Genomic DNA, 20,578 nt, shown 5'->3' on the forward strand with positions numbered 1-20,578 from the left:
CGTGCACTTCCCGGAAAAGGATCAGTGATGCCGTTCGGCGAGGAGGTTGCGGACCTCGGAGACGATCTCTCGAGGGAAGCCGAGGACCATGCGCGCGTCGTAGCGTAAGGACAGATAACCGTTGAGGGCGAGCAGTCGCATGGTCTCGCGGTCCTGCCTGATCTGGCGGGGGTCGCGATCGTGGTGGGAGCCGTCGTAGTCGATCGTCAGCAGGGCCTGAGGATAGTAGAGGTCGGGCTGGGCGATCCGCTGACCGGTGTCGTCGAAGACGTGGGGATTGGCGACGGGGCGCGGAAGCCCGCCGTCGACGAGGAGCATCCGGAGGCGGGTCTCCATGGGGGAGTAGGTCTCCGGCTCCAGTTGGGGGAGCGCCGCCAGGGCGGCGGGCAGCCCTCGGCGCCGCCGCACCTGGGACAGCCGATCGCCGATCGCCGCAACCGAGGTCCAGGAGCGGACGAGCTGGTCACCGGCCATGATGAGCTCGATCCGGGACAGCCTGATCGCCAGTTCCAGGAACAAGGACTCGGGCCGGGGAACGAGCAGTCCGTCCAGGCGCCGCAGATCGTCCCGCCCCCAGTGGGTGTAGCGGTGAACCCTGATGCCGAGGATCTCGGGATGCTTGCCGAGTGCCGGGGGCGGCGCGACATCGAGGTTTCCGGACTCGGGAACGGGCAGGCCGTACAGGCGGGCGGCGGTGAGGCCGCAGAACACCGAACTCGGAGGCAGGAGGAGCAACGCGGCCCGACAACGGAGCCGGAGGGAGTCGGGTAACTCCGCGGAAACGTAAACGTCGCGATATATCCGGCGGAACCTGGACCCCTGCAGCTGGCGGCGGGTCAGCCCTAGGGCCAAGGCGTCTCCGGTCCGGAACGGTCCATGGCGCAACGCTTCGGGAAGCACGCGATGGAGCCTCCCATGCCACCCTGTCCCCGGTACGGCGATCCGCACGGCTCAGAAGCCGCCGACGGATCGTCGCCCGGCCTGATCCGATCGACCGGTTGTGATCCTTTCCCGGGAAGTGCACGCCGTATGGACCGCAGAACGGTGCACTTCCCGGGGAAGGATCACCACTGTGCTACGGAAGCGGGGTGAGGCCCAGTTGCCGGGCGGCCGCGGTCACGGTCTGTTCGAGCAGCAGGGCGATGGTCATGGGACCGACACCGCCCGGAACCGGAGTGATCAGGCTCGCCCGGGCCCGGCAGCTCTCGAAGTCCACGTCGCCGACGTTGCCGGGGTTGTATCCGGCTACGTGACAGAGGCCGGATCGTCGCCGACCAGTACGGTCGCCAGGCACGGCGCCGTGCCGGTCAGCCGGGTGAGGTCCGCCGCCGCGGAGGCGGCGCGCTCGGTGATGCGGCGGGCCGGGGTGGTGCCGTCCATGAGGCGGGCGGTCTGCGTCCGGGTCATGGGCCGCTCCTGCGGGTCGCTGCGGAATGCCCAGGCGCACGGCGGTGACGGGATCGCCGAGCCGCTCCCCGGTGGTGCTCCGCCTAAGCGCCGGTCACGGCTCGGGATCCACTGTAACCGCGTACGGGCGCGACGGGGAGGTCCGGCGGCGTGGGCCCATGTCACTCGTGCCGGTGGCGCGGTTGCAACTTTCGGCGTAGGGAGATCTTCGGAAGTCGTACCTTCCGAGTGCCTTTTCGGCTGAAGCGCAGGTCATCGGGGTGCCGCGAAGGTGGTGCCATGTCACGATCACCACTTCGCGGGGCGCTCGCCGCCGCCGCCGCGCTTCTCGTCCTCGCCACGCCCGCCGCCGCGCTCGCCGCGCCGAACCAGGCAGGAGCACCGGCCGCGCCGTACCCGCTCGGCGCACCGGCCGCCGCCGCGCCGGAGCAGGCTCCGGCTCTCGCCCTGCCCCGGCCGACCGGTCCGCACGCGGTGGGCACGACCACGCTGCACCTGGTGGACGGCTCCCGCACCGACCCCTGGGTGTCGGGGAAGCCGCGCGAGCTCATGGTCTCGATCTGGTATCCGGCCAGGACCGCCAGGGGGGAGCGGGCGCCGTACATGACCGCGAAGGAGGCGGAGCTGCTGCTGAAGGAGCAGGGCGCCGGGGCCGAGGTCGTGAACGCGCTGGCCGGGACGCGGACCAACGCGGTCACCGGCGCCGCGCCGCTCGGACGGCGGCGCGGCCTGCCCCTCGTGGTGCTCTCGCCCGGGTTCGGCATGCCCCGCAGCTCGCTGACGGCGCTGTCGGAGGACCTGGCGAGCCGGGGCTACGCGGTGGTGGGCATCGACCACACGCACGAGTCCCCCACGACCTTCCCGGACGGCCGGACCACCCCCTGCACCACCTGCGAGTCCGGGGGCACCCCGGAGTTCGGTGAGAAGAGCACCCGGGTCCGCGCGGCGGACGTCTCCTTCGTGCTCGACCGGCTGACCGGGAAGAGGCCCGCCTGGGAGCACGCCGGGCTGATCGACCGGTCCCGGATCGGCATGGCCGGCCACTCCCTGGGCGGCAACAGCGCCACGCACACCATGCTCACCGATCCCCGGGTGCGCGCCGGGGTCAACATGGACGGCACCTTCTGGATCCCGATCCCCGGCACGGGACTCCGCAAGCCGTTCATGCTGCTGGGGGCCGGCGAGCTCCACGCGCAGGGCGGGGCCGACCCCACCTGGGGACGGGACTGGGAGAACATGACCGGCTGGAAGCGCTGGGTGACGGTCAAGGGCATGGGTCACAACGCCCTCACCGACTACGCACCGCTCCTGGCCGACGTGATCAAGGACGAGGAGATGTTCGGCACGCTCCCCGGCGCCCGCTCGCTGGAGATCACCCGGAAGTACGTCGGGGCCTTCTTCGACCTGCACCTGCGCGGGCGGTCGCGGCCGCTGCTCGACCGGGCCTCCGCGCGCTACCCGGAGGTCACGGTCAATAGGTGATCCGGTTCGTGACGCCGGGTGCACGGCCGTACGGGGTGGGTGTGACCGGACCTCGTACGGCCCGCCGTCGAGCCCGGAACCGGCGGCGAGGCTCCACCCGGTGGGCGGGTTCCGGCCCGATCCGGGGTGACGGGAGCGGAGGATCAGGGGATACGGATATCTCGTTGCCGGAGCTCGGTCATGACCGCGGAGACCGTGACGAAGTCGTTGTCGACGTGCAGCAGGGTGAGCCCGTGGTGGACGGCGGTGGCGCAGAGCAGGAGGTCGATCGCTCCTGCTGAGCGATGTTGCCCCTTAAGGGTGAGTTTGTACTGTGCCTGCTCGACCCAGCGCCATGCGTTCTTGGGAACGGCGGCGAGTCGGCAGAGGTCGTTCAGCTCGGTCTCCAGCTCGTCCCGGTGGTCGGGGCCGGTCGCCGAGTAGAGGAACTCAGTCCGGGTGGGTTCACAGATGCTCAGCGCTCTGGAAGTGATCCGATCCGCCCATGCCTCCTGCGTCTCCGGTGTGCGGAACAGGTGCCACAGCGCTGAGGCGTCGATGAGGTAGCCCGTCAAGAGAAGGCGTCTTTCCGCGCCTGCTTGGCCTTCTCGTGGGCGGCGACGGCCTCGTCGAACTCCCCGCGTGCCGCTCGGGCGGAGAGCTTCTCCAGCGCCTCGATGCGCTTGACGCGGGCGACGTATTCCCGCAGGGCCGCGTTCACGGTGTCCTTTTTCGTGGTGGTGCCGAGCATGCGCATGGCTTCTGCGAGTGCCTCGTCGTCGATGTCGATCTGGGTGACGGTCATGCTTCCCCTCCTGATGTTGGTCACATACAAACATATTGTACATAGCCATCGTCGACAGGAAGGGTGATCAGTAAAGGCGAGGCTGCCCGAGGAGGGCGAGTACGCACCGCTGTACTTCTTGGTCCAGGTGCCCTACGCGGCGTGGCCGTTCTCCGGGAACCGCACGCCGTACGGCGGCGCACCGGGGCGTACGGCGGGGCCCGGCGCCGGGAGGGCGGCGCCGGGCGGCCGGGGAGGGTCAGCCCTTGACGGCGCCGATGATGACGCCCTTGGTGAAGTGCTTCTGGACGAAGGGGTAGACGAACAGCACGGGGAGCAGGGCGAGCACGACGATGGCCATCTGGATGGCCAGGTTGGGCGGGAGGGCGCCGGCCACCGAGGTGTCCACCGCCGAGCCGAGAGTGAGCGACTGGCCCTGCTGGACGTACTGGCGCATCACCAGCTGGAGGGGCCACTTGGTGTTGTCGTTGATGTACAGGATGGCGTTGAAGAAGGCGTTCCAGTAGCCGACGGCGTAGAACAGGCCGATGACCGCGGTGACGCCCTTGGACATGGGCAGGATGATCCGGATCAGGATGCGGAACTCGCTCGCCCCGTCGATCCGGGCGCTGTCGGGCACCTCCTCCGGGATGTTCATGAAGAAGGCCCGCATCACCACGAGGTTGAACGCGTTGATCGCGCCCGGCAGGATCAGCGACCAGTAGCTGTCGATCAGGCCGAGCGACTTGACCATCAGGTAGCTGGGGATCATGCCCGGCGTGAACAGGAACGTCAGCAGGATCATGAACAGCAGCGGACGCTGGAACAGCGAGCCCGGCCGGGACAGGCCGTAGGCCGCGAGCACCGTGCAGACCAGGCTCACCGCCGTGCCCACCGCGGTGACGCCGAGGCTCACCAGCACCGACCGGCTGACCACGCCGCCGGAGAACAGCTCCTGGTAGGCGGCGAAGGAGAACCCGTTGGGCACCACCACCAGGCCGCCGGCCTCGTTCACCGCCGAGGCGGGGGACAGGCTGGTGAGCACCACGATGTAGATCGGGAAGAGGACGACGAGCGAGATGAGGGTCAGGGTCAGGCCCTTGGCCAGCCTGCCCGGCACGCTCGGCGCCTCCTCCCACGCGGGACGTGTACTCATGATCGTTTGTAGATTCCCTGTTCGCCGAACCGGTGGGCGACCTTGTTGGCCACGAGGATGAGGACCAGGCCGACCACGCCCTTGACCAGGCCGGCCGCGGCGCCGTAGCTCCACTCCCCGGTGACGAGCGTGCGCCAGTAGACGAAGGTGTCCAGCACCTCCGCGGCCTCCCGGCCCACCGCGTCGCGCTGGAGGAAGAACTGCTCGAAGCCGACGTTGAGCGCGTCGCCGAGGCGGAGGATCAGCAGCAGCACGATGACCGGGCGCAGCCCCGGCAGGGTGATGTGCCAGATCCGCCGCCACCGGCCGGCGCCGTCCACCGCCGCCGCCTCGTAGAGGTTCTGGTTGATCGCCGCCAGCGCCGCAAGGAAGATGATCGTCCCCCAGCCGGCGTCCTTCCACACCGACTCCGCCGTCACCAGCAGCAGGAACACGTCCGGGTCGGTCATGAGGTCGATGCCGTCGTAGCCGTTGGCGCGCAGCAGCTGGGAGATCAGCCCCGCGCCGCCCAGGATCTGCTGGAACAGCGTGACGACCAGCACCCAGGAGAAGAAGTGCGGCATGTAGACGATGCTCTGCACGAACAGCCGGACCCGGGGGTTCATCACGCTGTCGAGCAGGACCGCCAGCAGGATCGGCAGCGGGAAGTAGAACACCAGCTGGAACGCCGTGATGGTGAGCGTGTTCAGCGTGGCGTCCCAGAAGCTCTGGTCGGTGAGCAGCCACTGGAAGTTGGTGAAGCCGATCCAGGGGCTCTCCGCGATCCCGACGTGGGGGGAGTAGTCCTGGAAGGCGATCACGTTGCCGAGCGTCGGGATGTAGTGGAACACCGCCAGCAGCCCGACCGCGGGCACGGTCATCAGCAGCAGCTGCCAGTCGTGCCGCAGCCTGCTGCCCAGCGAGGGCTTTCCGCCGGGCTTTTGACCGGCCTTGCTACGCTTCGCGGGAGCGCCGGCGCCGGCGGGTGAGGTCAGGTCACCCGCCGGTCCGGTGCTCGCGTCCTTTCCGGCCTTCTCGGCGTTGTCAAGCACGACCGTTGTCCTGCAGCACCTTCAGGTAGAACTCGCGGCTCTTGTCGCCGCCGTCCTTGCGCCACTCGTCGACGACCTTCTTCAGCTCGCTGAGCGGGCGGCGGCCGCGGACGACGTCCTGGATCTTGTCCTCGGTGGGCTGCTCCAGGGCGGCGTACTCGGCGGGCCGCTGGATCCGGATGCCCTCGTGCGGGTTGGGCGCCCAGTGCTGGGCGGCCTCGTTGTACCAGTTGGCCGCGGTCTCCACGTACTTCGGGAGCTCGCTCTCGGTGATCGCGTCGGGCCGGCCGCTGAGGAAGAAGTAGGTCGGCGGGGCCTCCTTGAGGCCGAGATCGGTCCGCTTGGGGGCTCCGGCGTCCGTCTTGGTGTAGTGCTTGCCCTCGACGCCGTAGACGGACAGCATGTGCTCCTGCGTGCCGAACGGCGCGGCCAGGTAGTTCATCAGGGAGAGGATCTCCTCGACCTTCTCCTTGCCCAGGCCCTTCTTGATGAAGGTGTACTGCCCTGGCTCCTCGCTCTTGTGGTAGGCGGGGGCGCCCCCGTCGTGGCCGAAGGACGGCACCGCCTCGATCCAGAAGTCGGGCTTGGTGGGGATCATCTGCTCCAGCATCTCCTTCCACCCGCCGAAGCCGTCCTGGGTGATGAGGATCTGGCCGGACTTGAACAGCTCCTTGGCGTTGGCGCCCTTGCTGCTGACGATGTCGGGGTGGATCAGCTTGCCCTCGTACAGCTTGCGCATGAACTCGACCGCCGCCTCGAACTCCGGCGTCTCGTACCGGTGGACCAGCTTGCCTCCGGACAGGACCCACTCCTTGGGAGCGCGGAAGATCTGGTAGGCCATCAGCTTGATGTCGCCGAAGGCCCAGCGCTTCTGCTTGGGGTCGTTGATCTCCTTGCCCAGGGCGAGCATCTCGTCGGCGCTCTTGGGAGCGGTCCAACCGTTCTTGTCGAACAGGTCCTTGCGGTAGAGGAGCACCACGCCCATCGGGAAGGTGTAGCTGCCGGGGATGCCGGTCAGCTTGTCGTTGAAGACCCCCCACTTCCAGGCGTCGGTGCGGATGTTGGCCAGCAGCGGGTACTTCTTGACGGCGTCGCCCTGCAGGTAGGGCGTGAGGTCCTCGAAGAGCCGGCCCACGGCCTCGCCGAACTGGGGGATCTGGTTGACGGTCCAGCTCGGGATCATCGTGATGTCCACGACGTCGCCGCCGGCGATGATCGCGTTCATCTTCTCGATGATCGTCATGCCGTCGAGGATGTTGAACTCGATGGTCGCGCCGAGGTCGGCGTTGACGGCGTCGAAGTAGGGGTTCTCGCCCAGCGGCGGCGGGAGCGGTCCCCACAGCGGGGTCATGGCCTTGTAGTGGCCGCCCTTGCCGGGCTTGGCGGTGACCGCGTCGACGAGCGAGGCGGGATACTTGGTGAAGCCGCCGGGCGCGCCGTTCTGCCCGGGGATGTCGGGGGTGACGCCCGCGTAGGGGACGTACGCCGGCACCTGCGAGGTCAGCTTGTCGAGAGCGGCCGCCGTGGCTCCTCCGGAGCCGGGCCGGGGGCCGCTCGGCGTGGAGCAGGCGCTGAGCAGGCCGCCGCTCGCGGCGGCGACCGCGCTGAGTCCCACCAGGCCGAGGAAGCCTCGGCGGCTGGTCGTCGCGCCCTCGGGGGGAGTTTTCACGGCGCGTTCCCTTCGTTGTCCATGGACGGGCGGGGGTTGTCCTAAGAGGATGGGTCCGAGATAGAGTTAGTTCGTCTTTTGACCAAACAAATTAGTCGAGGGGCACTCTCGCCACAAGGGGCCGACGATCGCGGTCCTCGGGGCGGGTGAGGCATGATGGGGCCAGCCGGGGGCCGTTCGCAAGACGGAGCCCGGGCCGATCGGGACGGGACGGACCTTGATCACATCTACGACGAATCCGCAGCCGGCCGACTTCGCCGACGTCCGGGCCACCAACCTCGCCGTGGTGCTGCGGTTCGTGCGCGAGCACGCGCCGTGCTCGCGGGCGGACATCGCGGCTTCCACGGGCCTCAACAAGGCGACCGTGTCGAGCCTGGTCGCCGACCTGATCGACCGCCGCCTGGTGCGCGAGACCGGGCTGACCGAGAACCGCGTCGGGCGCCCGGCCACGATGCTCGTGCTCGACGGCTCGCCGTACGCCGCGATCGGCGTCGAGGTCAACGTCGACTACGTCACCGCGGTGGCGGTGGACCTGGCGGGGGAGCGGCTGCTGTCGTGGCGGCGCTCCTTCCCCGGGCCGGACGGCTCGACCGGCCAGGCCGTGGCGGCCGTCGCGGCGATCGTCCGCCGGGTGGTGAGCCGGATGGCCAAGCAGGAGCGCCAGGTCCTCGGCCTGACCGTGGGCGTGCCCGGCCTGGTCGGCACGGACGGCACGGTGCTCATCGCGCCCAACCTCGGCTGGCGCGACGCCGACCTGGCCGGAGACCTGGCCAAGGCGCTGCGCGACCCCGGCTTCGCCGTCCAGGTCGAGAACGACGCCAACCTGGCCGCCCTGGCCGAGCACCGCTTCGGCTCGCAGGCGGGGACCGCCAACCTGGTCTACCTCACCGGCGAGATCGGGGTCGGCGCCGGGATCATCCTGGACGGCCGCATCCGCCGGGGCGGCCGGGGCTACGGCGGCGAGATCGGCCACATCCAGCTCGACCCGCTCGGCGCCGAGTGCCGGTGCGGGCGGACCGGCTGCCTGGAGGCCGTCGCCGGGATCGGCGCGGTGCTCCGGCACGCCCCGCTCTCGCCCGCGGAGGTCGAGATCGAGCTCGACGAGGTGGCGCGGCTGGCCCGGGCCGGCGACGCCCGGACCCTCGGCCTGCTGGCGGAGGTCGGGCGGCAGCTCGGCAAGGGCGTGGCGGTGGTGGCCAACCTGCTCAACCCCGAGGTGGTCATCCTGGGCGGCTACTACGTGCCGCTGGCGCCCTGGCTGCTGCCCGCGGTGGAGGACGAGGCGCGCGGCCGTACGATCGCGCCCGAGGGCGGCGGTTGCCGGGTGGTGGCCTCGACCCTCGGCTACGACGCGGCGGCGCTGGGCGGCGCGGCCCGGGTGCTCGACTCGGTGGACTCCGGCCGGCTGCCCCGGGTCTCCTGACCTCGGCACGGAGGCGTTCCGGGATGATCCGGAACCGAAGAATGATCCGTGATTTTCTCCGCAGGTCTTGACCTGGATCTCACGGCCAGGCACCCTTCAGGGAAACTCTGCTCGAAACATTCGTGTAACGGGCGGAGTTTTCCTGGACCGAATATCGAAGCGCTTCGACAGAGGCGCGTTTTCTCGCCCCGTTGTCGAAGCGCTTCGACGCTCACCAGAGGGATGGTCCCCCCGATGAACGAACCGTTCCGCGACCCCGAGCTCCCGCTCGCCGACCGCATCGCCGACCTGCAGGGCAGGCTGAGCCTGGCGGAGAAGGTCGCCCTGCTGCACCAGTACCAGGCCCCGGTCGAGCGGCTGGGCGTGGGCCCGTTCCGCACCGGCACCGAGGCCCTGCACGGCCTGGCCTGGCTCGGCCCGGCCACCGTCTTCCCGCAGGCGGTCGGGCTGGCCAGCACCTGGGACCCCGAGCTGGTCCGGCGGGTCGGCGAGGCGACGTCCGACGAGGTCCTGGCCTTCCACCACAAGGACCCGGCGGGGGCGGGGCGGAACGTGTGGGCGCCGGTGGTCAACCCGCTGCGCGACCCCCGCTGGGGGCGGAACGAGGAGGGCTACTCCGAGGACCCGTGGTTGACCGGCGTGATGGCGGTGGCGTACGCCTCCGGGCTCCGCGGGAGCGACCCCAGGGTGCTGAAGACGGCGCCGACGCTCAAGCACTTCCTCGGCTACAACAACGAGACCGACCGCTGCACCACCTCCAGCGACCTGCCGCCCCGGGTGCTCCACGAGTACGAGCTGCCCGCCTACCGGCCCGCACTGGAGAGCGGCGCGGCGGTGGCCGTGATGCCCTCCTACAACCTGGTCAACGGCCGCCCGGCGCACCTCAGCCCGCTGATCAACGACGTGCTGCGCGCCTGGGCCCCGGACGACGTCCTGGTGGTCAGCGACGCCTACGCCCCCGGCAACCTCACCGGCCTGCAGGCCTACCACGACGACCCCGCCGAGGCCTACGCGCACGCGATCAAGGCCGGGCTCGACAGCTTCACCCAGGACGACGAGCGCACCGAGGCCGTCCTCGGGCACATCCGCGACGCGCTGGAGCGGGGCCTGCTCACCGAGGCGGACGTCGACGCGGCCGTCAGGCATGCGCTTTCCATCCGGTTCCGGCTCGGCGAGTTCGACCCCGCCACGCCGTACGACGACGTGACCGAGGCCGTCGTCAACTGCCCCGAGCACCAGGTGCTGGCCCGCGAGGCGGCCCGCCGCTCGATCGTGCTCCTGGAGAACGACGGCATCCTCCCGCTGGCCGGGGTCACGAAGATCGCCGTCATCGGCCAGCTCGGCGACACCCTCATGGAGGACTGGTACTCCGGCACGCTGCCGTACGCCGTCACCGCCCGCGCCGGGCTCGCCGAGCGGTGTGAGACGGTGTTCTGCGAGGCGGTGGACCGGATCACGCTGACCGCCGAGAGCGGGCACGTCGTCGCCGACCCCGGCGGCGGGCCGCTCGGGCTCACCGCGGAGGCGGGCACGGCCGAGGGACTGTTCGACCTGTTCGACTGGGGCGGCGGGTCCTACGCCCTGCGGGCCGCGGCGACCGGCCGGTACGTCTCGGTGGACGACTCCGGCACGCTGGTCAACGACCAGCCGGGACCCAACGGCTGGGAGGTGCGCCAGACCTTCCGGCTGGAGGACCGGCCGCGCGGCACGCTGGTGCTCCGGCACATCTCCACCGGCCGCTACGTCGGGCTGGCCGCCGACCCGGGCGCTGCGGTGCCGGACGGTACGGCGTCCGCCGCGCTGCCGGACGGCGCGGCCCTGCGGCTGGTGGACGACGCCGACGCGGCCGTCTGGCTGACCGCGGAGACGGTCGTCAGCGGGGCCGAGAGCGCCGCGGCGCTGGCCGCCGCCGCGGACGTCGCGGTCGTCGTGGTCGGCGACCACCCGCTGGTCAACGGGCGCGAGACCGAGGACCGCACCGACCTGGCGCTCCCGGCGGCGCAGGAGGCCGTGGTGGCGGCGGTGCGCGCGGCCAACCCCAGGACCGTCATGGTGATCAGCAGCGGCTACCCGATGACCTGGTCGGAGCGGGACCTGCCCGCGGTGCTGTGGTCCTCGCACGGCGGCCAGGAGTACGGCCACGCGCTGGCCGAGGTGCTCTTCGGCGACGCCGACCCCGAGGGGCGCCTCACCCAGACGTGGTACCGCTCGGCGTGCGAGCTGCCCGACCTGCTCGACTACGACATCATCGCCGCCGACGCCACCTACCAGTACTACCGGGGCACCCCGCTCTACCCCTTCGGCCACGGCCTGTCCTACACCGACTTCGACCACCGCGACCTGACCGCCGAGGTCGCGGACGGGCGGATCACGGTCTCGGCGACGGTCGCCAACACCGGCCCCCGGCCCGGCACGGAGGTCGTCCAGCTCTACACCCACCAGCAGCGCTCCCGCGTCAAGCAGCCGCTGCGCCGCCTGCGGAACTTCGCCAAGCTCCGGCTGGAGCCCGGCGAGAGCGCCGTGGTCCGCTGGACCCTCGACGTCGCCGACCTGGCCTTCTGGGACGTGACCAGGAACCGGTTCGCGGTCGAGGACGCGCCCCACAAGATCATGGTGGGCCGCTCGGCCCGCGACATCCGCCTCTGCGCGACGATCCACGTCACCGGTGAGCACATCCCGCCCCGCGACGCCCTCGCCGCGCCGATCCCGGCGGTGGACCACGACGAGTACGACGCGGTGGCGTTCACCGACGCCTCCCGGGTCTCCGGCGACGCCGTACGCTCCACGGCCGAAGGGGCCTGGATCCTCTTCCGCGGGGTCGACTTCGGGAGCGGGGCCGCCGCCTGCGCGATCGAGGCCACCAGCACCGAGGGCGGCGTGGTCACCCTGCGCCTCGGCGACCCCCTGTACGGCCCCGTCCTCGGCGCCGTGCCCGTCCCGCGGGCCGGCCGCTACGACCTGTCGCGGCTCGTCGGGGGAGTCGAGGGGGCCCGGGGAGTGCAGGATCTGTACGTGGTGTTCGAGAATGCCGGTATCACCGTCTCCCGCCTGGCCTTCGGTTCCGCCGAGAACGGATGAGCGGACGGGTGGGAGGGCGGGTCGACGGGCGCGGGATGTTCACGGATGCGGACTCCGGGCCGCCGGGTGAGGGGGCGTGGAGCGGATGAGCGGCAGAGCGGTGACGATCACGGAGGTCGCCAGGCACGCCGGGGTGGCGGTGAGCACGGTCTCGTACGTGCTCAGCGGGAAGCGCGCGATCTCCGCAGACACGCGCAGGCGCGTGCTCGACAGCGTGCGGACGCTCGGCTACCACCCCAACGCCGGAGCCAGGGCGCTGGCCAGCAGACGGGCGAACGTGATCGCGCTGGTGCTGCCGCTCCGGGCCGGGATGCACGTCCCGGTGCTGATGCAGTTCGCCACGTCGGTGGTGACCGCCGCCCGGCGCTACGACCACGACGTGCTGCTGCTCACCGCCGACGAGGGACCCGACGGGCTGCGCCGGGCCGCCGCCAGCGCGCTGGTGGACGGGCTGGTGCTCATGGACGTGGAGCTGCACGACACCCGGGTGCCGCTCCTGCGCGAGCTGGCCGAGCCGAGCGTGCTCATCGGCTTCCCCGCCGACACCACCGGGCTGACCTGTGTGGACCTCGACTTCGCCCGGGCCGGGACGCTGTGCGTGCAGCACCTGGCGGCCCGCGGCCACCGGGAGGTCGCGCTGCTCGGTGCGCCCGCCGTGGTCTACGACCGGGGCACCGGCTACGCCTGCCGGACGCGGGAGGGCTTCACCGAGGCCGCCGCGGCCCACGGCGTGACCGGGATCGCGCTGCCCTGCGAGGAGACCTTCGACCAGGTGTCGGACGCGGTGGGCGGGCTGCTGGAGGAACGGCCCGGTCTGACGGGGCTGGTCGTGCACAACGAGGCCGCGGTCAACCACGTGCTCGGTGCGCTGCGCCAGCACGGCAGGCGGGTCCCGGAGGACGTCGCGGTGGTCGCCATCTGCCCCGACGACATAGCGGAACGCTCCAGCCCGGCCCTGACCTCGGTGCTCATCCCGGCCGAGGACGTCGGCCGGGAGGCCGTGCGGCTGCTGATGGACAAGCTGGAGGGCCGCGCCGTACCGGACGGCACCCTGCTCGCTCCGCGCCTGACGGTCCGCGCCAGCACCTGAGCGGGCCGGGGTGGGACCTTGGAGATCAGTTGCCGCCGGAGGACGTCGGCAGGTCCCACACCCGGATCGTGCCGTCCCCGCTGCCGGTGACGATGACCGGCCGACCGTCCAGCTTCGTCACCGCTATCGAGTGGATCCCGCGGTCGTGGCCGGTCAGTGGTTTACCGATCGGCTCCCTCGTGGCCAGGTCCCAGATCCGTACGGTTTTGTCGAGGCTGCCGGAGATGACGACCGGACGGCCCTCCAGTTGCGTCACCGCCACTGATCTGACCTCATCAGTGTGACCTTTGAACGGTTGTCCAATAGGTGATCCGGTGACCAGATCCCAGACCCATACGGCACTTTCACGATCGAGAACGCCGCCTCCGGTGATGGCGACCGGCTGATCATTCAACTCCGCCACCGTCACTGCATTCAGAGAAATGCTGCTGTCGGTGAGTGGTTGGCGCACCTGCTCACCCGTGGTGGGATCCCACACTCGAGCGGTCTTGTCGATGCTGCCGGAGACGACGGTCGGGCGGCCGTCCAGCTCTGTCACCGCCAGCCCTGAGATCGTACCGCTGTGGCCTTCGAACGGCTGTCCTAGCTGCTTGCCTGTGGCCAGGTCCCAAAGCCGGACTGTCTCATCCTGACTACCTGAGATGACGACAGGGCGGCCGTCGAGCTCTGTCACCGCCAGTGATTCGACAGAGGAGTTTTTGATCGGCTGTCCTAGCTGCTTGCCCGTGGTGAGGTCCCAGATTCGCATGGTTTCGCCGTATCCGCCGGAGACGACGGTCGGGCGGCCGTCCAGCTCTGTCACCGCCAGCGCGACGATGGGACCCGCTGGATCGGTGATCGGCTGTCCTAGCTGCTTGCCCGTGGCCAGATCCCATACTCTCACCGTCTGATCCCCGCTGCCGGAGACGACGACCGAGCGGCCGTCCAGCTCCGTTACTGCCACCGCGTTCACCGCCCTGGCGTGACCAGTGAACAGCGCGCGGGAAGAACTCGGCTCCACAGACGGCGTCGGGGTGGAGGCCGCGGCGGTGGACGGCGCAGTGGAGGTCTCCGTGCCGAGAAACGGTATGTGTGAGGGGAAGACGATGACCGCGATGAGAGCGGCGGCGGTGACCACTATCGCTGCAGCGACGACGCCCCACAGGAGTCGGGACCGACGGTGCGGTGGTGCTGCCGGGACGAATGGCGCTGCGGCCCCTGCCACGGTCGTCCCGCGGGGCACGCCGGCCGCGATGTCACGGTCGGGTACGGGAGTCCTCGCACCAGCATGGTTCATCGCGGGCTGCGGCGGTGGAGAAAGGTGGGGGTGCGCGGGCACGGTGAGAGCATCCGGCTGCGCGGACACGTCCCAGCTGCGTTTTCCGGAAAAACCGTATCGGGTCACGTCATCCTCGACGTCACCGCCATCGGAGGGACCGGGTACGGCGCTCCCTCGGTTGCCGAGAGTTCGATCGGACGCCTTGGATCCCTGGCCGTACGGAGGCTGCCTCACCACCCCTGGCACGGTACGGCCCACCGTCTGTGACCCGTTCCCGTTGAGGGGGATGGGAGCGTTGCCGTGGCCGGTCAGCGTGGAAAGCGCCCGCTCGGCCGTGGGACGGGCCGCGGGATCTTTGGCGAGACACGCCGCCAGCAAGGGCCGCAATCCATCGGGGACCCCGGTCAGGTCCGGCACGCCGCGCAGTACGGCGTTCATCACCGCGGCCGGGTGTTGCCCCGTGAAAACGGCATGTCCGGTGGCTGCGTAGACCATGGTGGCGGCCCAGGCGAACATGTCGGCGGCCGGTCCGGCGGGCTGGTCGGAGAGCTGCTCGGGGGCCATGTAGCCGGGGCTGCCCACCAGCGCCGAGCTGGTGACACCGGCCTCCAGGATGCGGGCGATGCCGAAGTCGATGACCACCGGCCCCTCCGGACCCATGATCACGTTTGCCGGTTTGAAGTCCCGGTGCACGATCCCCACCCGGTGGATGGCGGCCAGCGCGGTCGCCGTGGCGACGGCCAGGCGCTCCAGCCCGCTGCCGGTACGGGGTCCCTCGCCTGCGACCAGTTGCTGCAACGACGGTCCGGGGACGTACTCGCTGACCAGGTAGGGTCGTCCGTCGCTGACGCCGGCCTCCAGTACCTGGGCGGTGCAGAACACCGCGACCCGCCGAGCCAGGGCGGCCTCCCGCTCGAACCGCTCCCGGACGGAGGCCTCGGCGGCCATCCGGGTGTGCAGTACCTTGACCGCGACCCGCCGTCCCGAGGAGGTCTGGCCGAGGTAGACCGTGCCCTGACCGCCCTCGCCCAGCACACCCGCCAGACGGTATGCACCGATCTGCTGCGGATCGCTCGCGCTCAGCCGGTTGGGATCGGGCACCGTCAGCCTCCTCACCCGTCGCACGGGCCGGACTTCGCTGACACCCGGCACGGTGGACGGTAATGGTCACAAGAGTCTGATCATCACCCTGTCACAACCGCGCATCGTCCCGCCATATCCGGCGGTGACGGCAGAATTTATGCGAATTCTCGGCTGTCCGGCATGACTATTAATGAAGCGGCCGTAATAGGCGAAAGGCCGCGCGGGCCTTCCCTCGGCTCCAGATGCGGGTCCGAATGTGAGGGAAGAGTCCGCGCGGCCTCGCCGCGCTCGGAGTGGTCGAGGTCCGGAGTGATCGGCTCTCGGCCGTCGCGCGCCCCCAGGGGAGACGCGACCGTCCTCGGCTCTCAGCCGCGACTACCAGTCGCCGCCGCCGAAGTCGCCGCCACCGAAGTCACCACCGCCCCAGTCACCACCGCCGCCGAAGTCGCCGCCTCCGCCCCAGTCACCGCCGGCGTCGGAGACGCCCTCCTGGTAACCGGCGCCGTAGCCCATGCCGTAGCCGCCCATGCCCCAGCCGCCCATCATGCTGCCGAGCATCGTGCCGACGAGCATGCCGCTCATCACGTCACCGAAGCCGCCGTAGTAGCCGTAGGCGTAGGGCTGGTAGGCCGGGCCTGCGTCGTAGTAGGGGCGGCGCTGGCCGTTGACCATGACCTCTCGGGTCTGCGGCTCGAAGCCGCGCTCGATGGCCTCGGCGTCGGCCGCGCAGGCCGGGACGTCGCGCACCGCGCCGCCGGGCGGGGCCCAGCGCACGTCGCGGACGGAAGGGCCGTGCTGCGGGTTGAAGAAGCACGGCGAGCGCCGCTCGGGGAGCGGCAGGTGGTTGACGCGGGCCTTCACGCAGGCGAGGGCGTAGCGGCCCTCCTCCAGCGCGGTGGTCACACCGCGCAGCTCGTCGGGACGCTTGACCGCCTCGAGCTCCACCTTGGCCCGCTCGTAGGAGTCGAGCGCGCGCGCCCAGTCGTCCTGGTGGTCGCCGCCGTCGGCGAGCATCTTGACGTCCATGTCCAGCGCGGTGATCTCCTCGCCGAACTTGGTGACGTCCTCGTCCACGGTCTGCTTGACGGCGGCCAGCTCAGCGGCCTCGCGAGCTTCGCGCTCCTTCTTCTTCTTGCGGGAGTAGAGGAAGAGGCCTCCACCGCCCGCCAGGGCCAGCACCAGGATGCCGACCAGCACGCCCGCGCCGGAGCCGCCTCCGCTGGAGGAGCCCTCGGAGCCGCGGGAACCGCCGACGCTCACGGCCTCCCTGGTCTTGCCGGATTCGGCGAGCTCCACTCGCCGGACGAAGTCCTGCATCCCGCTGGCGACGTCGCTGTTGCTCGCGACGGCGGCGTTGGCGATCCGGCCGGCGACACCGCCACGCAGGGAGTTGGACGCGGCGAACAGGGTCTTGCCGTCGAGGAGGGCGATGGTCGCCTTCTCCGTGCCTCCGGACTTGAGCTGGGTGCCCATCTTCGTCATCAGCTCACCCGCGGCCGACCCACTGGTGACCGTGCCATCCGGCAGTGCGGCCACATAGATCGGCGGGTTCGCTCCCTTGATGGAGTCGCGGATGGCGGACTGCTCGGCTCCGGTCAGGGGCGAGCCCGACTCCACGTAGAGGGGATCCTGGGCCCACGCCGAGACGATCGTGTCGGGGTCGGGCGCCGCCGCGTGGGCCGGCGGGGCGGTCATGAGGATGGCCAGGAGCCCGGCGAACATCGCGGCGATCGCGGCACCGAGACGACCTGGCGCGAACTTTGTGGTGGTCACGGCAGATTGCCTCCTTCGTCCCTTAAGGACGAATGAGCGGACATCGGAGTTCCCTACTACCCGACCGTATCCCCTTCATCCCGGGATCGGGCGCGGAGGCGGGACATCCGTGCAGAACATCCGAGGATCCGAGGTTCGCTCCGCGGCGTGGGCAAGCTGAGCACGGGGGCGGCGCCCGATGGGCCGCACGAGGCCCACCCAGCGGCGCGAGCGGGCCGTCTGACCGGCTCAACCCGGCCGGACGGCCCGCCCGCACGGTGATCCGGGTCAGGCGTCCTTAATGTCGCAGAGCACCGCACCGGAGGTCACCGTCTGCCCCACCTGCGCGCCCAGCCCGGTCACCGTGCCCGCCTTGTGCGCGGTCAACGGCTGCTCCATCTTCATCGCCTCCAGCACCACGATCGTGTCCCCGGCCGCGACCACGTCACCGTCGGCCGCCACCACCTTCACGATCGTCCCCTGCATCGGGCTCACCAGCGCATCCCCGCCGACGGCCTTCTTCGCCGCGCCGCCGCCCCCGCGCCGCCGCGGCGGCGCGGCCGAGGAAGCACGGCCCGCTCCCGCAACGGGCAGGCCCAGCCCGGCCGGGAGCACGACCTCCAGCCGCTTGCCGCCCACCTCGACCGTGATCCGCTCCCGCTCGCCCGCCTCCTCCGAGACGCCGCTCTCCCCGGCGTACGGCGCGATGGTGTTGTCGAACTCGGTCTCGATCCACCGCGTGTGCACCGCGAACGGCTCATCCCCCACCGGCGCGAACGCCGGGTCCTCCACCACCGCCCGGTGGAACGGCAGCACGGTCGGCATGCCGTCGATGGTGAACTCGGCCAGGGCCCGGCGGGCGCGCTGCAGCGCCTGCTCCCGCGTGGCGCCGGTCACGATCAGCTTGGCCACCAGCGAGTCGAACGCCTGCGGCACGGTCATCCCGGTCTCGTACCCGGCGTCCAGCCGCACGCCCGGCCCCGACGGGGTCCGCATCGCGGTGATGGTGCCCGGGGCGGGCAGGAAACCCCGCCCGGCGTCCTCGGCGTTGATCCGGAACTCCAGGGAGTGCCCGCGCAGCACCGGATCGCCGTAGCCGAGCTCCTGGCCGTCGGCGATCCGGAACATCTCCCGGACCAGGTCGATGCCGGCGACCTCCTCGCTGACCGGGTGCTCGACCTGCAGCCGGGTGTTGACCTCCAGGAACGAGATCGTGCCGTCCTGGCCGACGAGGAACTCGCAGGTGCCCGCGCCGACGTAGCCGGCCTGGCGCAGGATCGCCTTGGAGGAGGCGTACAGCAGCTCCAGCTGCTGGTCGGTCAGGAACGGGGCGGGGGCCTCCTCCACGAGTTTCTGGTGGCGGCGCTGCAGCGAGCAGTCGCGGGTGGAGACCACCACGACGTTGCCGTGGGCGTCGGCCAGGCACTGGGTCTCCACGTGCCGGGGCCGGTCCAGGTAGCGCTCGACGAAGCACTCGCCGCGGCCGAAGGCGGTCACCGCCTCGCGGACCGCCGACTCGTACAGCTCGGGGATCTCGGCCAGGGTGCGGGCGACCTTGAGGCCGCGGCCGCCGCCGCCGTAGGCGGCCTTGATCGCGATGGGCAGGCCGTGCTCGGTGGCGAAGGCGACGACCTCGTCCGCGTCGGAGACGGGGTCGGGGGTGCCGGCGACCAGGGGGGCGCCGACGGCCTGGGCGATGTGGCGTGCCTGCACCTTGTCGCCGAGTGCGGTGATCGCGGCGGGGGGCGGGCCGATCCAGGTCAGGCCGGCGTCGAGGACGGCCTGGGCGAAGGCGGCGTTCTCGGCGAGGAAGCCGTAGCCGGGGTGGACGGCGTCGGCGCCGCTTCGGGTGGCGACGGTGAGGAGTTTGGTGATGTCGAGGTAGGTCTCGGCGGGGCTGTGGCCGTCCAGTGCGTAGGCCTCGTCGGCGACGCGGACGTGCAGGGCGTCGCGGTCGGGGTCGGCGTAGACGGCGACGCCGGTCAGGCCGGCGTCCTTGCAGGCGCGGGCGATTCGCACGGCGATCTCACCGCGGTTGGCGATCAGGACCTTCTGCACCGGATCGTTCCCTTCGTACACGCGAGCAGGCGGCTGCGAGCCTCCAGGGAGTGTAAGCGTCTCCTGATGTCCAGGTCTTGCCGGGGACCGCTCAACGGCCGAGATAAGCACCGCCGTTGACGTGGACGACCTGTCCGGTCAGGTGGCGTGCCTGCGGAGAGGCCAGGAATCTCACGGTCTCCGCCACGTCCTCGGGCGTGCCGGCGCGCCCGTTCCTGGTGTTCTCCACCCGGCGCCGGACCCCCTCCTCGGTGAGGCGGCCCCGGAAGAACTCGGTGTCCACGACCAGGCCGGGGGAGACGACGTTCGCGGTGACGCCACGCGGGCCGAGCTCGGCGGCCAGGTCGGCGGTCCACGCCTCCACGGCCGCCTTGGCCGCGCCGTACGAGCCGGACCCGGTGCCCCGGGCCGCGATCGAGCCGATCGTGACGATCCGGCCGTCGTCGGCGAGCCGGGGGATCAACGCGCTCGTGACCAGTACGGCCGACATCAGGTTGGCGTTGAGGTTGGCCCACCAGCCCTCGGCCACGTCCATCAGGTCGCCGTCGTCGGCCGGGCGGTCCAGGTCCGTGTTCCCGCCCGCGTTGTTGACCAGTACGTCCACCCGGGACGGCAGCCTGTCCAGCGCCTCGCCCACGGCGACAGGGTTGGCCGCGTTGAAGGCCACCGCGGCGACGAGCCCGGTGCGGCCGGGGTCCAGTCGGTCGGCGGCCTCCTTGAGCACGTGCTCCCGCCGCCCGGCGATGGTGACCCGGTCGCCCTGGGCCACGAAGGCCGCCGCGACGGCGTAACCGATCCCGGTCCCTCCACCGGTCACCACGATCTCACGCATTGCGATAGTCCCTCATATATGCATAAGTCAATAAAAACAGCAACGATAGCTGGCGGAGATCATAACCGATAGGTATAAAGCTGATAGCGAGTGATCCATGCGCGTACCGTGAGTTTGTTTTAGTGTCCCCCTGATACTGACCCCGAAGGAGACGGCATGAGTCATCCCATGGTCGGCGGCAACCTGGAGGAAATGGAGGCCATGGCCGGCCAGTTCCAGCAGAGGGCTGACCAGGTGCGGGAAATCGTGGCCGCCCTGAACAACGAGGCGAGCAAGGTCGGCGTCGCCTGGACCGGTCCGGGAGCCCAGCGGTTCGGCGAGGCATGGCAGAACTACAGGGTCGCCTTCGAGCGCATGGCGGAAGAGCTCGGTGAGGCATCGAGGGTTATCAAGTCCTACCGCAGCCAGATCCACTCCGCCACGCAGTGACCCGCGCCGCCACGCAGTGATCCGCGCGGCCACGGCGCCGCCCTGGCACTGAACTGCTGCCGGGGCG

The 20,578-nt window shown here is 70.6% G+C and carries 17 protein-coding genes and 1 riboswitch; of the genes, 5 read left to right on the top strand and 12 right to left on the bottom strand.

Annotation, left to right across the window (positions count from 1 at the left end):
* Positions 1-21: 21 nt before the first annotated feature.
* From HS048_RS08880 to HS048_RS36975, 3 genes are all read right to left on the bottom strand, one after another.
* A complete protein-coding gene (locus HS048_RS08880) occupies positions 22-735 on the bottom strand; it encodes a hypothetical protein (RefSeq protein ID WP_196466662.1) in 714 nt (237 codons plus the stop codon).
* Positions 736-1,075: 340 nt separating this feature from the next.
* Positions 1,076-1,216 (bottom strand): hypothetical protein, encoded by a 141-nt coding sequence (locus tag HS048_RS36970; RefSeq protein WP_275413752.1) that lies wholly within the window; start codon positions 1,214-1,216, stop codon positions 1,076-1,078.
* Positions 1,217-1,245: 29 nt separating this feature from the next.
* Positions 1,246-1,407 (bottom strand): hypothetical protein, encoded by a 162-nt coding sequence (locus HS048_RS36975; RefSeq protein WP_230880780.1) that lies wholly within the window; start codon positions 1,405-1,407, stop codon positions 1,246-1,248.
* A gap of 21 nt (positions 1,408-1,428) precedes the next feature.
* A riboswitch (ZMP/ZTP riboswitch) is annotated at positions 1,429-1,515 on the bottom strand.
* Positions 1,516-1,686: 171 nt separating this feature from the next.
* Here HS048_RS36975 and HS048_RS08890 point away from each other — a divergent pair.
* The gene (locus HS048_RS08890) at positions 1,687-2,889 is read left to right on the top strand and encodes an alpha/beta hydrolase (RefSeq protein WP_196466664.1); all 1,203 of its coding nucleotides are present in this window, start codon (positions 1,687-1,689) and stop codon (positions 2,887-2,889) included.
* Positions 2,890-3,032: 143 nt separating this feature from the next.
* Here the strand turns inward: HS048_RS08890 and HS048_RS08895 are convergent, their stop codons facing one another.
* From HS048_RS08895 to HS048_RS08915, 5 genes are all read right to left on the bottom strand, one after another.
* On the bottom strand, positions 3,033-3,443 hold the full coding sequence (locus tag HS048_RS08895) for a PIN domain nuclease (protein WP_196466665.1): 411 nt from the start codon (positions 3,441-3,443) through the stop codon (positions 3,033-3,035).
* Positions 3,440-3,673 carry a type II toxin-antitoxin system VapB family antitoxin gene (locus HS048_RS08900; protein ID WP_196449851.1) on the bottom strand — a complete coding sequence of 78 codons (234 nt, stop codon included), beginning with the start codon at positions 3,671-3,673 and terminating at the stop codon, positions 3,440-3,442. Before HS048_RS08900 ends, HS048_RS08895 begins: the two co-directional genes overlap by 4 nt.
* A gap of 238 nt (positions 3,674-3,911) precedes the next feature.
* Complete coding sequence (locus HS048_RS08905) at positions 3,912-4,808, bottom strand: carbohydrate ABC transporter permease (protein ID WP_196466666.1); 897 nt, start codon at positions 4,806-4,808, stop codon at positions 3,912-3,914.
* Positions 4,805-5,839: an ABC transporter permease subunit gene (locus HS048_RS08910; RefSeq protein ID WP_307832395.1), complete on the bottom strand. Its 1,035-nt coding sequence runs from the start codon at positions 5,837-5,839 to the stop codon at positions 4,805-4,807. Before HS048_RS08910 ends, HS048_RS08905 begins: the two co-directional genes overlap by 4 nt.
* Positions 5,832-7,508, bottom strand: a complete 1,677-nt coding sequence (locus HS048_RS08915) for an extracellular solute-binding protein (RefSeq protein WP_196466667.1) — start codon at positions 7,506-7,508, stop codon at positions 5,832-5,834. The genes HS048_RS08910 and HS048_RS08915 overlap by 8 nt, the downstream gene beginning before the upstream one ends.
* 217 nt (positions 7,509-7,725) lie before the next feature.
* Here HS048_RS08915 and HS048_RS08920 point away from each other — a divergent pair, with 217 nt between their 5' ends.
* The 3 genes from HS048_RS08920 to HS048_RS08930 all read left to right on the top strand — a co-directional run bounded on the left by HS048_RS08920 (position 7,726) and on the right by HS048_RS08930 (position 13,099).
* Positions 7,726-8,931 (top strand): ROK family transcriptional regulator, encoded by a 1,206-nt coding sequence (locus HS048_RS08920; protein WP_068896696.1) that lies wholly within the window; start codon positions 7,726-7,728, stop codon positions 8,929-8,931.
* Between the two features lie 234 nt (positions 8,932-9,165).
* Positions 9,166-12,009 (top strand): glycoside hydrolase family 3 protein, encoded by a 2,844-nt coding sequence (locus HS048_RS08925; RefSeq protein WP_196466668.1) that lies wholly within the window; start codon positions 9,166-9,168, stop codon positions 12,007-12,009.
* An 85-nt stretch (positions 12,010-12,094) separates the two neighbouring features.
* Positions 12,095-13,099: a LacI family DNA-binding transcriptional regulator gene (locus tag HS048_RS08930; RefSeq protein WP_068896746.1), complete on the top strand. Its 1,005-nt coding sequence runs from the start codon at positions 12,095-12,097 to the stop codon at positions 13,097-13,099.
* Between the two features lie 25 nt (positions 13,100-13,124).
* On the opposite strand, the gene HS048_RS08935 is transcribed toward HS048_RS08930, so the two are convergent.
* From HS048_RS08935 to HS048_RS08950, 4 genes are all read right to left on the bottom strand, one after another.
* Entirely contained in the window at positions 13,125-15,458 is a 2,334-nt protein-coding gene (locus tag HS048_RS08935; RefSeq protein WP_196466669.1) for a WD40 repeat domain-containing serine/threonine protein kinase, read from the bottom strand.
* A 357-nt stretch (positions 15,459-15,815) separates the two neighbouring features.
* A complete protein-coding gene (locus tag HS048_RS08940) occupies positions 15,816-17,213 on the bottom strand; it encodes a hypothetical protein (protein WP_196466670.1) in 1,398 nt (465 codons plus the stop codon).
* Between the two features lie 267 nt (positions 17,214-17,480).
* Entirely contained in the window at positions 17,481-19,250 is a 1,770-nt protein-coding gene (locus tag HS048_RS08945) for a biotin carboxylase N-terminal domain-containing protein (protein WP_196466671.1), read from the bottom strand.
* Positions 19,251-19,341: 91 nt separating this feature from the next.
* Positions 19,342-20,082 carry an SDR family NAD(P)-dependent oxidoreductase gene (locus HS048_RS08950; protein ID WP_068894493.1) on the bottom strand — a complete coding sequence of 247 codons (741 nt, stop codon included), beginning with the start codon at positions 20,080-20,082 and terminating at the stop codon, positions 19,342-19,344.
* A gap of 156 nt (positions 20,083-20,238) precedes the next feature.
* Here HS048_RS08950 and HS048_RS08955 point away from each other — a divergent pair, with 156 nt between their 5' ends.
* The gene (locus HS048_RS08955; protein WP_068894494.1) at positions 20,239-20,511 is read left to right on the top strand and encodes a WXG100 family type VII secretion target; all 273 of its coding nucleotides are present in this window, start codon (positions 20,239-20,241) and stop codon (positions 20,509-20,511) included.
* Positions 20,512-20,578 lie beyond the last annotated feature (67 nt).

The sequence above is a fragment of the Planomonospora sp. ID91781 genome, assembly GCF_015711595.1.
GTDB lineage: Bacteria > Actinomycetota > Actinomycetes > Streptosporangiales > Streptosporangiaceae > Planomonospora > Planomonospora parontospora.